This is a genomic window from Streptomyces piniterrae, assembly GCF_005048155.1.
Classification (GTDB): Bacteria; Actinomycetota; Actinomycetes; order Streptomycetales; family Streptomycetaceae; genus Streptomyces; species Streptomyces piniterrae.
Genome location: NZ_SUMB01000014.1, coordinates 104,218 through 117,081, shown reverse-complemented (window position 1 = coordinate 117,081; position 12,864 = coordinate 104,218). Strand labels below are relative to the sequence as shown.

Below are 12,864 nucleotides of genomic sequence, written 5' to 3'. Positions count from 1 at the left end.
GATCAGATGATTCCGAAGAGCAGGCTCGCTCCCAGGACCACCAGGGAGGTCAGTGCGGCCCATTTGACGGTGAACCTGGTGTGGTCGCCGAACTCGACCTTGGCCATGCCGACGAGCACGTAGACGGCGGGGACCAGCGGGCTGGACATGTGCAGGGCCTGGCCGACGAGGGAGGCGCGGGCGATCTCGATGGGGGCGACCCCGTGCGCGGCGCCGGCCTCGGCGAGGATCGGCACGATGCCGAAGTAGAAGCCGTCGTTGGACATGAAGTAGGTGAGCGGGATGCTGAGCACGCCGGTGACGATGCCCATGTGCGGGCCCAGCGCGTCCGGGATGCCGCTGACCAGCCAGCGGGCCATGTGCTCGACCATGCCGGTGCCGGTGAGGACGCCGGTGAAGACGGCGGCGGCGAAGACCATGCCGGAGACGTTGAGGACGTTCTCGGCGTGCGCCGCGACCCGGGCCTTCTGGTCCTTCATCTGCGGGAAGTTGACGGTGAGGGCGATAGCCGCGCCGAGCAGGAAGAGCACCGGGATCGGCAGCGTCTGCATGATCAGCAGGGTGAGCAGCGCGACGGTGAGCGCCGCGTTGAACCAGTAGAGCCCGGGGCGCAGGGTGGCCCGCTCGGGGTCCAGGACCTGGAGGTCGGGTTCCTGGGTGCCGCCGTCGGCGCCGGTGGCGGCGGAGCCGCCGGTGCCGGGCCGGGCGGCCGCCGGGGAGCCGCCCTTCGCGCCCGCTCCCGCGCCGACGAGCACCTGCTCGGTCTCCTTCTCCGTCACCGTCTCGGCCAGCACCCGGGTGTCGCCGAGGGTCAGCACACCGAGCCGCTTGCGCTCGCGGCGGCCGAGGACGTAGGCGAGGGCGAAGACCGCGACCAGGCCGACGGCCAGGGCGGGGATCATCGGGACGAAGATGTCGCCGGCGTCGAGCTTGAGCGCGGTGGCGGCGCGGGCGGTGGGGCCGCCCCAGGGGAGGGTGTTCATCACGCCGTTGGCGGTGGCGGCGACGCCGGTCATGACGACGAGGCTCATCTTCAGCCGCTTGTAGAGCGGGTAGAGCGCCGAGACGGTGATCATGAAGGTGGTGGAGCCGTCGCCGTCGAGCGAGACGATCGCGGCGAGCAGCGCCGTACCGACCACCACCCGTACCGGGTCGGCCTTGCAGAACTTGAGGATGGCGCGGACGACCGGGTCGAAGAGCCCGACGTCGATCATCACCCCGAAGTAGATGATGGCGAACATCAGCATCGCGGCCGTGGGGGCCAGGTCGCCGATGCCCTTGAGGACGTAGTCGCCCAGGTGGGCGCCCTGTCCGACCAGGACACAGAACAGCGCCGGGATGAGCACCAGCGCGGCCATCGGTGACATCTTCTTCATCATGATCAGCACCAGGAAGGTGGCGATCATGACGAATCCGAGGATTGTCAGCATTGGGGGTACCTCACGTTCGCCCTTGAACATCTGCCGGGGGTGGCGGTTCAGGCGACGTTAGGTCCGTCAAAGTTTTGTTAACAAGGCCTTGACGTGCGAGCAATACGAGCAAAACCCCAGGTCAACGCGGGATGTCAGGGGACGGGGGTGAGCAGTACCGGCAGTGCGTTGAGCACCGCGGTGCCCGAGAGCGGGTCGAGTAGCCGGCCGGCGTTGAGCTGGTTGACGTTGACGCCGGGGTCGGCGGCGGCGACCGTCAGCCGGGCACCGGGCCGGTTGTGGCCCCAGCCGTGCGGCAGGCTCACCACGCCGGGGCGTACCGCGTCGGTGATCTCCACCGGGACCTCCAGCTCGCCTCCGTCGCCCTTCAGCCGCGCCAGGCCGCCGTCGGCCAGGCCCAGCCGTGCGGCGTCGTCGGGGTGCACATGGACCGTGCAGCGGTTGCTGCCGCCCCTCAGGGCCGGGACGTTGTGCATCCAGCTGTTGTTGGAGCGCAGATGGCGGCGGCCGACCAGCAGCACCCCGTCCGGGGCGGCGCCGAGCCGGCCGCGCAGCCGGGCCGCCTCGGCGGCGATCGGCTCCGGGCACAGCTCGACGACGCCGCTGCGGGTGTTGAGGACGCCCGGCACGCGCGGCGCGAGCGGGCCGAGGTCGATGCCGTGCGGGTGGTCCAGCAGCCGGTCGAGGGTCAGCCCCTCGGGGTCGGCGCCGAAGCCCTCGCCGTACGGGCCGAGGCGCAGCATCATGTCCAGCCGCCGCTCGGCACCGGTGAGCCCGCTCAACTCCCGTGCCAGGTCGGCCGGTTGACGTCCGCACACCGGGGAGTTCGGGTCGGCGACGGCCTTGCCGAGCGTCCTGTCGATCACCATCGTGTCGACCAGGCCGGGGTCCGCGCCGTCCTGGCCGCCGACGCACAGGATCAGCCGGGCGTGGATCTCGCACTCGTCGGGCTGATTCTGTGTGCCGGCCGCGAGCGGCAGCAGGGGGCGGCTGTAGCGGACCTGGTTGCGGACGGCCAGCGCGTTGAAGGCGAAGTCGAAGTGGGCGCTGCGGGACGGTGGGGGCGGCGGCAGTACGACGTCGGCGTGCCGGGAGGTCTCGTTGAGATAGGGGTCGACGCTGACCATGAAGTCCAGGGAGGCGAACGCGGCGTCGAGCCGGTCGCCGTCCGGGACCGAGAGCACCGGGTTAGCGGCGATCGCGACGACCGCCCGGACGCGGCCCTCACCGGGGGTGTCGATCTCCTCGGCCAGGGCGGCGATGGGCAGTTCGGACTTGGCCTCCGGGTGACCGGAGACCCGGCTGTGCCAGCGGCCGAGCGCGAACCCGCGTCCCGGTCCGGCCGGGCGGGGCGCGGCGCCGGTCGCGGAGAGCGGGAACATGATGCCGCCGGGCCGGTCGAAGTTCCCGGTGAGGATGTTCAGCACGTCGACCAGCCAGCTGGTGAGGGTGCCGAACTCGACGGTGGTCGAACCGATCCGCCCGTAGACCGCGGCGGTGGGGGCGGCGGCCAGTTCGCGGGCCAGCCCCCGGATCCGGTCCGCCGGCACGTCGCACAGCGGCGCGACCGCCTCGGGCGTGAAGTCGGCGGCCAGCCGCTCCACCTCGTCGGCCCGGCCCAGGTGCGCGGCCCGCTCCCCCAGGTCCACCAGGCCCTCCTCGAAGAGGACCCGCACCATCGCGAAGAGCAGCAGCGCGTCGGTGCCGGGCCGGACGGCGAGGTGCTCGTCGGCCAGCCTGGCGGTACGGGTGCGCCGCGGGTCGATGACGGTCAGCCGGCCGCCGCGGCGGCGCAGCGCCCTGATCCGGCCGGGGAAGTCGGGGGCGGTGCACAGGCTGCCGTTGGAGTCCAGCGGGTTGGCGCCGATGACGACGAGGTGGTCGGTGCGGTCCAGATCCGGTACGGGGATGGCCAGCGCGTCGCCGTAGAGCAGTCCGCTGGAGACATGCTTGGGCATCTGGTCGACGGTCGAGGCGCTGAAGACATTGCGGGAGCCCAGGCCGGCGAGCAGGACGGGCGGGTAGAGGGCGCCGGCGACGGTGTGCACATTGGGGTTGCCGAGCACCACCCCCACGGCATTGCCGCCATGCTCCTCGATCACCGGCCGCAGCCCCGCCTGCACCGCGGCGAACGCCTCGTCCCAGGTGGCCTCCTGGAGCACCCCGTCGCGCCGGACCAGGGGCCCGGTCAGCCGGTCGGGGTCGGCGTCCAGCTCACCGAAGGCGACGCCCTTGGGGCAGATGAAGCCCTTGCTGAAGACGTCGTCGCGGTCACCGCGGACCGCGGTCACCCGGTCACCGTCCAGGGTCACGCTCAGTCCGCAGGTGGCCTCGCAGAGCGGGCAGATACGCAGGGCGGTACGACTCATCGGTCCCTCCCGGGGACGGTGCCGGTGGTGGGATGCACGTGCGGGACCGACCATACCGACCGGTAGGCATGATGGCAGCCCCACGGCCGAAATCCGCCGGAAGCGGCAGGTCAGGAGGGCACCGCGGTCAGCCCTCCGCCTCTCCGGGCGCCTCCGCCCCGGCCACCGTCGACGGCACGTCCGGATCCGGCCCCGACCCGTCCAGATACCGCGCCAGATAGGCCCGCAGCAGCACCTTGGTCTCGGCCACGATGGCCGCATCGCCCGCCGGATCCGCACGGAAGGCCAGCTGGAGCAGGGCGTCCGCGGTCTCGACGCCGACGAGGAAGGCGGTGCGCAGCCGCTCGTCGGCGGTGTCCAGGCCGAGCCGTCCGGCCAGCAGCGTGAGCAGCCGGTCGGCGACCACGTAGTTGGCCTGCCGGGATTCGCGCGGAGCCGGGACGGTGAATTCCACCAGGGCGAAGCCCGGCACCGTCCGCTTCATGGCCAGGTATTCGTCGACGACCACATCCATCGCGTGCCGCCACGCCACCGGTTCGTCCGGAGCGGTCAGGCGGGCGGTGATCCGGTCCGCGTAGGCGTCGAGATTGCGCCGGGCCAGCGCCTCGGCCATGGCTCTTTTGTTGGGGAAGAAGCGGTAGACGGAGCCGATCGGCACCTCGGCGCGGCCGGCCACCGCACGGGTGCTGAGCTCGTCGTATCCGGTCTCCTCCAGCACTTCGGCGCAGGCGTCGAGGATGCGGGCGAGGCGGTCGGCGCTGCGCTGCTGGACGGGGACGCGGCGGAGCGGGGCGGAGTGCGGGGCGGGCCGCGGGGCGGGCTGGGGAGTCGGCTGCACCCGTCCATCCTGCCCGCCGACCGACCCGGCGGGCAGCCCGACGATCGCCCTTCCGCGAGCCACCCGCATCGTTGACGCGCCCCGGCCGGAATCCTAAGGTCTTGCATAGGATTCCTTGAGCGGCGGGAGCGCGCGATGGCAGGCACGGGCAACGAGCAGGCGAGGAAGACGGCCGAGGGGCTCGCCTATTCCTCAGGTTTCGGAAACGAACACAGCTCGGAGGCCGTCACCGGCGCACTCCCGGTGGGCCGCAACTCCCCCCAGCTCGCCCCCCTCGGGCTGTACGCGGAGCAGCTCAGCGGGTCGGCGTTCACCGAGCCGCGCCGGCACAACCACCGCTCCTGGCTCTACCGCATCCGCCCCTCGGCCGCGCACCCGCCGTTCGTCCGCGCCGAGCAGGGCGCGATCCGCTCGGCGCCGTTCACCGACTGCGTCCCCGACCCCAACCGGCTGCGCTGGAACCCGCTCCCCGAGCCCACCGGACCGGTCGACTTCCTGGACGGCCTGTGGACGCTGGGCGGCAACGGCGACGCCACCCAGCGCACCGGTATGGCCGTGCACCTGTACTACGCCAACTCCTCCATGACGCAGCGGGTGTTCAGCGACGCGGACGGCGAGCTGCTGATCGTCCCGGAGCGCGGCGGGCTGCTGCTGCGTACGGAACTGGGCCTGCTGCGCGCCGAGCCCGGTCATGTCGCGCTGATCCCGCGCGGCGTCCGCTTCCGCGTCGAGCTGCTGGACGCGGACGCCCGCGGCTATGTCTGCGAGAACTACGGCCAGCCCTTCCAGCTGCCCGACCTCGGGCCGATCGGCGCCAACGGCCTGGCCAACGCGCGGGACTTCCTCGCCCCGGTCGCCGCGTACGAGGACGTCGAGGGGGACTTCGAGGTCGTCAACAAGTTCTGCGGCAACCTCTGGAAGGCGACCTACGACCACTCGCCGCTGGATGTCGTCGCCTGGCACGGCAACCACGTCCCGTACGTCTACGACCTGCACCGCTTCAATGTCATCGGGTCGATCAGCTACGACCACCCCGACCCGTCGATCTTCACCGTCCTGACCTCCCCGTCCGACACCCCGGGTCTCGCGGGCGTCGACTTCGTGGTCTTCGCGCCGCGCTGGCTGGTCGGTGAGGACACCTTCCGCCCGCCCTACTTCCACCGAAACGTCATGAGCGAGTACATGGGGCTCATCGAGGGCGCCTACGACGCCAAGACGGCCGGAAAGGGGGGTTTCGTGCCCGGCGGCAGCTCGCTGCACAACATGATGTCGGCGCACGGCCCCGACCGGGAGACGTTCGACCGGGCGAGCGCCGCCGAGCTGAAGCCGCAGAAGGTCGACGACGGTCTGGCCTTCATGTTCGAGACCCGCTGGCCGCTGACGCTCACCGAGCAGGCCCGCGATGCGGAACACCTCCAGCGCCGCTACGACGACGTGTGGCAGGGTCTCCAGCGCCACTTCCGCCCTTGACGCCGGGCCCGCCCTGCACCCTCAGCACACCGGGGAACGCTCTGTGACCACCTTCGCTCCCGACTCGCTCGCCCTGAACCGCAAGCTGCCGCTGTGGTACCAGGTCTCGCAGTCGCTGCGCGCCTCCATACTGGGCCGCGCCCCCGACGCGCCGCTGCGGCTGCCCACCGAGGACGCGCTCGCCGCGCACTACGGCGTGAGCGTGCTGACCATGCGCCAGGCCCTCAAGGAACTGGAGGCGGAGGGGCTGATCAGCCGGCACCGGCGGCGGGGCACGTTCATCGAGCCGGGCGCGCAACGCGCGGCGCCGGTGCGGCTGCTCGGTTCGGTGGACGCGATCGTGGCCCAGCAGTCCGGAATGAGCACGGAGCTGCTGGAGCACGACACCGTGCCCGTACCGCCCGAACTGTCCGAGTATTTCCCGGACCTGGCGGAGGTGGCCGGATTCCGGCGGCTGCGCAGCGACGAGGAGACGGGCGAGCCGACGAACCACGCGCGCAACTATGTGCGGCCGGACGTCGCCGCCCGGATCGACCCGGCGGACCTGGAACGCTGGCCGATGACGAAGGTGCTGCGGGACGCGGTGGGCGTACGCATCAGCCGGATCACCGACACCGTCGAGGCGCGGCTGGCGGACCCGGAGACCGCCGGCCTGCTCCAGATCCCGCTGCTCAGCCCGATCCTGCACTACACGGGCATCTCCTACGACGAGACCGGCCAGGCGGTCGACGTCGCCAGGATCCACTACCGCGGCGACCGGTTCTCCTTCACGGTCACCCTGGACGCGTGACGCCGCGCTCGGGCTGAGCCGGCCCGGATGCCCCGTTGGGCGCACGTCATCGATCACGCGCGCCGAGTGGGCGATTCGTGTGGGAACTGGACACTCGACGCCCGCCCCCACCGCCTCCTCCACCCACCCACCCACGGGAGGGGACAGGCCGCAGGCGCAACGGCGGCAAACCCCCACGGCGGGACAGGCGAAAACGGCGGGAATCAAGGCGGCTCAGGCAAAGCGCAGCGGACAGCCGACAACGGCGAGCAACCAAGCCGGTCCACGCAAAGCGCAGCGACTACCATGCCGGGGTCAACCGAACGGTCCGGGAGGGGCTCCGCGTGACGGCGAAGCAGGACGCGCCACGGCTGTCCGATCTGATGCCGTGGTCCGTGGCGCCGCTGCGGCTCGGCCGTTCCTGGGTCATGGGGCCGGATCCGGCGGCCCTGCGCGCCCGCTGGAACGCGCTGGTGGCGGCCGAGGACGCGGCGGTGCGCGAGCGGCTGTTCCGGCCGTCCCGGGCCCGCACCCTGCACTCCGCCGTCGGGCAGCTGCCGGGGCAGGCGACGCCCACCGGGCGGCTGGCCCGTGCGGACGGCCCGTGCCCCGAGCCGGTACGGGTGCTGCACGGCCCCTTCGACCGGCAGTGGCTGCTGCCCGACCAGCGGCTGATCGACGCGGCGCGGCCGGAGTTGTGGCGGGTGGCGGACGGGCGGCAGCTGTTCGCGGTCGAGTGCGGGCAGCTGCCGCAGGTTCCGGGGCCCGCGGTGGTGTGCTCCGCGCTGCTGCCCGACGGGCGGTCACCGGCCGGCCGCCCCGGCCGGATCCGCCCGCTCTACCGGCGGCCCGGCGGCTGCGAGCCGAACCTCGCACCGGGCCTGTCCGGCCTCCTCGCCCGCCGCCTGGACCGCCCGGTGGAACCGGTGCACGTGCTCGCCTGGATCGTGGCCGCCGCCCACCACTCCCCCGACGGCTGCACGGTGCCGCTCACCGCCGATCCGGCGGTCTGGGACAGCGGTGTCGCGCTCGGCGAGCGGCTGCTGTGGCTGCAGACCCATGGCGGGTACTCCCCCGGCGGGGGCGCCGGCGAGCGGCCGCGGATGCCGGGGGGCCGCCGCCCCTACGTACGGGCGGCGCTCCCCGCCCGCGGGCTGCCGGACACCATCGGCTACGACCCGGAGGACGAGGCGCTACTGCTGGGCGGCGGCCGGATCTCGCCGGTGCCGCCGGGCGCCTGGGAGTTCCACGCGGGCGGGGTACGCGTCCTGGAAGAGTGGTTCGCACAGCGGACCGGCGGCGGTGCGGAAACGGAGCCGCCGGAGCCCGGTTCGCTGGCGGCGCTGCGTCCCACGTCCTGGCCGCAGGAGTGGACGTCGGAGCTGCTGGAGCTGATCACCGTACTGGCGTTGCTGGCCGAACTGGCGCCGCGGGGCGAGGAGTTGCGGCAGCGGACGGCCGACGGGCCGGCGATCGGGAGGGTCGAACTGCGCGCGGCGGGCATCGTGCCGGCCCCGGCCGCCGCACGCCGCCCGGCGTCCGTCCTCGACCATCACGAGGAGGGTCCCGAGGGGCAGTTCGTGCTGCTGTGAGGCTGCGCGCGTTCCCCTCCCGAACGCAGGAAACCACCCGCCGCAAAGGACGGGTGGCGAGAGAGTCGGGCCCGGGCCTTGGGGGCAGGGACTCCTGCTGTCAGCCGTGGCCTCCGAAGAGCGAACGCCGCAGCCTGCGCAGCGGCGCGAACAGCGACACCCGGGCGCCGCGGCTCTTCCTCGTACGCGAGTGGTCACGAGCGGTCAGTTCCTGCATGAGCGAGGTCGCGCCCTCCACCTCGCGCTGTGGGACGGCGGGACCGCCCAGCACCGCGAGATGACGCTCCAGACGCGCACTGGAGGCGCTGCTTCCGCAGTTGATCGCAGGGACTCTCGCCCTGCTGCGCACTGTTATCTGTTCCATGACTCTCCCCACCCTACGAGGGCACCCGGCCCGGGCAGGGTAACCCTATCTCTCTTGGAGGACACGCGTGCAGACCGGTCAACGGATTCACCTGCCTCGCCTTGATGTTGTCGAACACCATACGGAACATCGCGTACACGGCGTAGACCAGGGCGAGTTGAGCGACCGTCGGGCCGGAAACGGGCGGTTTCGCGGGCGCCTGGTGGGCGCCTGACGGGCCGGCGGACGGCGCCGGGAGGGTCCGGGTCGCGGCCCCTCCACGGCGCCGGGAGTGTGGCGAATTACGCAGCGGAGTCGAACACCGGGAGATAGCCGCCGGACTGGCCGGCGGCGGTGGGGTGGTAGGAGTTCTCGATGGGGAAGGTCACGCTGTGCAGCCAGGGGGAGCCCGAGCACAGTTCATGGCCGGCGAAGGTGGTGTTGACGTCGGCGAAGGTGAAGCCGTGGTCGGCGGCACGCTTGGCGGTGACGCCGTTGATCTCGTCGGCGGCGCCGTTGATCGCGGCACGGGACTTCTCGGAGAGGCCGGCCGCACAGCTGCCGCCGAGTTTGTAGAAGCGCGGATAGCCCAGGACGACGACGTGCGCGGCCGGGGCCTTGGCGGAGATCGCGCTGTAGACGGTGTCGAGCTTGCCGGGCAGCACGGTGTCGACGTACTCGACCGCCTCGGCGACCCGCGCCAGGCATGCGCTCTCTCCCTGCAGCGCACAGGTCGTCATGGTGTCGGCGAATCCGGCGTCGTTGCCGCCGATGGTGATGCTCACCAGGCCCGTGGAGCTGCCGAGGGGGCCGAGTTGTCCGTTGAGGACGTCACCCGTACGGGCTCCGGAACAGGCGGTGAAGGAGAAGGAGGAGGGGGTGTTCGCGGCCTTCCAGAGCATCGGATAGGCCTTGGTGCTGCGCTTGCAGGAGCCGCTGGAGCTGTCGTAGCTGCCGGCGCCGACGCCTGAGGAGTAGGAGTCGCCGAGGGCCACATAGCCGGTGGCTTCGGTGAGTTGGGGGGATGCGGCGGCGCTCGCGCCGGTGAGCGCGAGCACCGAGGTGAGGGAGAAAGCGGATGTGATGGCCGCAAAACGGGACAGTTTCATGGAACCTCCCATAGCAGGACCTCTGCCTCATCCGTCGTAGCAAAACTCGTCAGTAGCTGGAAGTGTCCATGCCAAAACTGGTGGAGACTTCACGGCAAATCCACCGATGCGTACAGATCTTCACGTTCCTGGCATTGCCTGCCCGTGACGTGCATATGACATCCCGTCGGAAACCTTGTCGCGCGGTGGCGGCTCCCCGAATCTTTTGACGGGCGGTCAACGGAATCCCCCGTAACGCCCGTTGCGTACGACCCGTACGCCACTTCCCCCCTTTGGCGCGCGCACCACGGCGCTCCACCGATGAGGAGGACCACCTCGCGATGGCAGTGATGCGTTCCACCACCCCGCGTACCACCCCGAGGCGTTCGGCGACGCCGCGGATCACCGCCGCACTCGCCGCGGCAGCCACCCTCGGCACCCTCGCCGGCCTTGTCCCCCTTGCCGCGTCCGCCCACGCCGCGCCCGCCGAGGGCACCGTCGTCGGAGCCGGCGCGGCAAACGCGGTGCACGGCAGCTACATCGTCACGCTCAAGCGCGGCAGCGGCCTCAAGGCCGCGTCGGCGGACGGCAGAAGCGTGATATCCGCGTACGGCGGCACGGTGCGGCGGACCTACACCGCCGCCCTCAACGGCTACTCCGCCGCGCTCTCCGCGGACCAGGCGAGACGGCTGGCCGCCGATCCGGCCGTCGACCGGGTCTTCCAGGACCGCACGGTGCACGCCCTGGGCACCCAGACCAACCCGCCGTCCTGGGGCCTGGACCGGATCGACCAGGCACAGCTGCCGCTCGACCAGAAGTACAGCTACCCGGACACCGCCGGCTCCGGCGCCACCGTCTACGTCATCGACACCGGCGTACGCATCACCCACCAGGACTTCGGCGGGCGGGCGACGTACGGCTACGACGCCGTGGACGACGACAGCACCGCGCAGGACGGCAACGGCCACGGCACCCATGTCGCGGGGACGGCGGCCGGCACCGCCTACGGCGTCGCCAAGAAGGCGAAGATCGTCGCGGTGCGGGTGCTGAACAACTCCGGTTCCGGGACCACCGCCCAGGTCGTCGCGGGCATCGACTGGGTCACCAAGAACCACAGCGGGCCCTCGGTGGCGAACATGTCGCTGGGCGGCAGCGCCGACGCCGCCCTGGACACGGCCGTGCAGAACTCCATCAGGAGCGGGGTGACCTACGCCGTCGCCGCCGGCAATTCGGGGACGGACGCACAGGGCTTCTCCCCCGCGCGCGTCCCCGAGGCCCTCACGGTCGGCGCGACCGCCTCCGACGACGCGCGTGCCGGCTACTCCAACTACGGCTCCCGGCTGGACCTCTTCGCGCCGGGCAGCGGCATCACCAGCGCCTGGAAGACCACCGACAAGGCCACCAAGACCATCTCCGGCACCTCGATGGCCACCCCGCATGTGACCGGCGCCGTCGCGGTCTATCTCGCCGGGCACCCGTCCGCCACCCCGGCACAGGTCGCCACGGCCCTCACGGACGGCGCCACCTCCGGAGCCGTCACCGACGCCGGCGCCGGCTCGCCCGACAAGCTCCTGAAGATCGTCCCGTAAGTGCGGCGACCGGTCCCGCCAGGGGGACCGGTCAGCCCACGGTGTTCTGACGGCGGGCCAGGGCGGGCACCACCAGTGCGGTGGCCGCGATGAACGCCGCCGCCAGCAGCAGCACCAGCGTCGGCCGGGTCCCCAGGCCCAGCAGCCCGGCGCCGAGCAGGCCACCGGCGAGCAGCGCGCCGACCGAGGCCAGCCGGCGGCCCACGGCGTGCCCGCCGTAGCCCAGTCTGCTGTCGTGCCCCAGCGCCGAGCCGCCGGCCAGGGACGTGATCACCCGGGTCTGCACGGTGGTGGTGAGACCGGGGGCGGCGACCCGCAGGGCGGTGACGTTCCGCAAGCCCATCGCCACCGCCATCAGGCCGATGACGACGCAGCGCCGGCCGAGCGGCAGACCGGGCGACGGTCCGGCCCCCGACGCGGCCGCGGCCGCACCGGCCAGCAGCACCGCCTCCGCCAGCAGCCCGTACGGGAACCACCAGTGCTGCCGCGCGTACAGGCTCGACTCCAGCCGGGCGCCGAGGACCGCGCCCAGGGCGAAGGCGCCGAGCGAGACGGCGGTCAAGGCCACCTGCAGGCCGCCCTGCCCCGCGATGCCGAAGCCGAGGAAGAGCAGATTGCCGGTCTGCATCGCGGCAAACACCTGACCAAGCGTCAGGAAGCTGACCGCGTCGAGCACACCGGTGGTCACGGTCAGACACAGCAGGATCGCGGTCAGGGCGGTTCCGCTCGGCGGCTCCACGGACGCGGCTCCTTCCTCCCGGCTCCTCACCTCGCGTCGCCGCCCAGTCTCCGGACGCCCGGTCCGCGGTGCCGCCATTGCGCCGACCGTGGGCGCCCCCGCTGCGGCTCGCGCCACCCCGGCCGCTCCCGCCGCACCGTCTTGACGGGTGTCGGAACACCGCGTGACATTGAACCCCGGCATCCGACGCTTATGGGAGGCAAGGCTGCCAATGCAGACCAAGACCATCAACCGGGACGGTCCGGTGGGCATGCCGCTGCCGGACGCCCCGCCGCCGAGCCGCCCGGCAGCGCCCCTGACCGTCGCCGGGTTCGGCATCGCCGCGCTGGGGCTGGTGCTGACGCTGGTCGATATCGACTCGCCGCTGCGCGCGCCGTGCGTCCTCTTCGTCCTCCTCGTGGCGCCGGCCCTGGCGATCGGCCGGGCGCTCGGCACGATGGATCCGCTCGGCCGCGCCGTCGTCGCGGCGGCCGGGGCGCTGGCCGTCGATCTGCTGGTGGCGCAGGCCATGCTGGCGCTGCACATGTGGTCGGTCCGCGGCGGGGTGGCGACCGTGGCGGTGCTCACCGGTGCCGTGCTGATGATGACGGCGGCCCGCAGGAGGGCATCGCGCGGCACCGCGGACCGGGCGGCCTGA

Annotated in this window: 11 protein-coding genes; 5 read left to right on the top strand and 6 right to left on the bottom strand. The window is 72.2% G+C overall.

Annotated features, from left to right (window positions below; translation table 11 throughout):
• Positions 1-2: 2 nt before the first annotated feature.
• The 3 genes from FCH28_RS32325 to FCH28_RS32315 form a co-directional block, all read right to left on the bottom strand.
• A complete protein-coding gene (locus tag FCH28_RS32325) occupies positions 3-1,430 on the bottom strand; it encodes a CitMHS family transporter (RefSeq protein WP_136743763.1) in 1,428 nt (475 codons plus the stop codon).
• Between the two features lie 134 nt (positions 1,431-1,564).
• Positions 1,565-3,799, bottom strand: a complete 2,235-nt coding sequence (locus FCH28_RS32320; protein ID WP_136743762.1) for a molybdopterin-dependent oxidoreductase — start codon at positions 3,797-3,799, stop codon at positions 1,565-1,567.
• A 127-nt stretch (positions 3,800-3,926) separates the two neighbouring features.
• Positions 3,927-4,637, bottom strand: coding sequence for a TetR/AcrR family transcriptional regulator (locus FCH28_RS32315; protein ID WP_246103426.1), 711 nt, complete (start codon positions 4,635-4,637; stop codon positions 3,927-3,929).
• A gap of 135 nt (positions 4,638-4,772) precedes the next feature.
• Between FCH28_RS32315 and hmgA the strand changes: the two genes are divergently transcribed.
• The 3 genes from hmgA (at position 4,773) to FCH28_RS32300 (ending at position 8,468) form a co-directional block, all read left to right on the top strand.
• Positions 4,773-6,107, top strand: coding sequence for a homogentisate 1,2-dioxygenase (hmgA, locus tag FCH28_RS32310; protein WP_136743760.1), 1,335 nt, complete (start codon positions 4,773-4,775; stop codon positions 6,105-6,107).
• Positions 6,108-6,150: 43 nt separating this feature from the next.
• Positions 6,151-6,897 carry a GntR family transcriptional regulator gene (locus FCH28_RS32305; RefSeq protein ID WP_136743759.1) on the top strand — a complete coding sequence of 249 codons (747 nt, stop codon included), beginning with the start codon at positions 6,151-6,153 and terminating at the stop codon, positions 6,895-6,897.
• 323 nt (positions 6,898-7,220) lie between these two features.
• A complete protein-coding gene (locus FCH28_RS32300; RefSeq protein WP_136743758.1) occupies positions 7,221-8,468 on the top strand; it encodes a type ISP restriction/modification enzyme in 1,248 nt (415 codons plus the stop codon).
• Between the two features lie 100 nt (positions 8,469-8,568).
• Here the strand turns inward: FCH28_RS32300 and FCH28_RS32295 are convergent, their stop codons facing one another.
• Complete coding sequence (locus FCH28_RS32295; RefSeq protein ID WP_136743757.1) at positions 8,569-8,832, bottom strand: hypothetical protein; 264 nt, start codon at positions 8,830-8,832, stop codon at positions 8,569-8,571.
• 281 nt (positions 8,833-9,113) lie between these two features.
• Positions 9,114-9,920 carry an SGNH/GDSL hydrolase family protein gene (locus tag FCH28_RS32290; RefSeq protein WP_136743756.1) on the bottom strand — a complete coding sequence of 269 codons (807 nt, stop codon included), beginning with the start codon at positions 9,918-9,920 and terminating at the stop codon, positions 9,114-9,116.
• A gap of 320 nt (positions 9,921-10,240) precedes the next feature.
• Between FCH28_RS32290 and FCH28_RS32285 the strand changes: the two genes are divergently transcribed.
• Positions 10,241-11,488: a S8 family peptidase gene (locus tag FCH28_RS32285; protein WP_136743755.1), complete on the top strand. Its 1,248-nt coding sequence runs from the start codon at positions 10,241-10,243 to the stop codon at positions 11,486-11,488.
• A 31-nt stretch (positions 11,489-11,519) separates the two neighbouring features.
• Here the strand turns inward: FCH28_RS32285 and FCH28_RS32280 are convergent, their stop codons facing one another.
• Entirely contained in the window at positions 11,520-12,227 is a 708-nt protein-coding gene (locus tag FCH28_RS32280) for a YoaK family protein (RefSeq protein ID WP_136743754.1), read from the bottom strand.
• A 211-nt stretch (positions 12,228-12,438) separates the two neighbouring features.
• Between FCH28_RS32280 and FCH28_RS32275 the strand changes: the two genes are divergently transcribed.
• Positions 12,439-12,864, top strand: coding sequence for a hypothetical protein (locus FCH28_RS32275; RefSeq protein ID WP_246103425.1), 426 nt, complete (start codon positions 12,439-12,441; stop codon positions 12,862-12,864).

Bases quoted from the DNA above. Each gene is read 5' to 3' on its own strand.
- FCH28_RS32325 (WP_136743763.1), bottom strand. From the start codon at position 1,430: ATGCTGACAATCCTCGGATTCGTCATGATCGCCACCTTCCTGGTGCTG.
- FCH28_RS32320 (WP_136743762.1), bottom strand. From the start codon at position 3,799: ATGAGTCGTACCGCCCTGCGTATCTGCCCGCTCTGCGAGGCCACCTGC.
- hmgA (WP_136743760.1), top strand. From the start codon at position 4,773: ATGGCAGGCACGGGCAACGAGCAGGCGAGGAAGACGGCCGAGGGGCTC.
- FCH28_RS32295 (WP_136743757.1), bottom strand. From the start codon at position 8,832: ATGGAACAGATAACAGTGCGCAGCAGGGCGAGAGTCCCTGCGATCAAC.
- FCH28_RS32290 (WP_136743756.1), bottom strand. From the start codon at position 9,920: ATGAAACTGTCCCGTTTTGCGGCCATCACATCCGCTTTCTCCCTCACC.
- FCH28_RS32285 (WP_136743755.1), top strand. From the start codon at position 10,241: ATGGCAGTGATGCGTTCCACCACCCCGCGTACCACCCCGAGGCGTTCG.
- FCH28_RS32275 (WP_246103425.1), top strand. From the start codon at position 12,439: ATGCAGACCAAGACCATCAACCGGGACGGTCCGGTGGGCATGCCGCTG.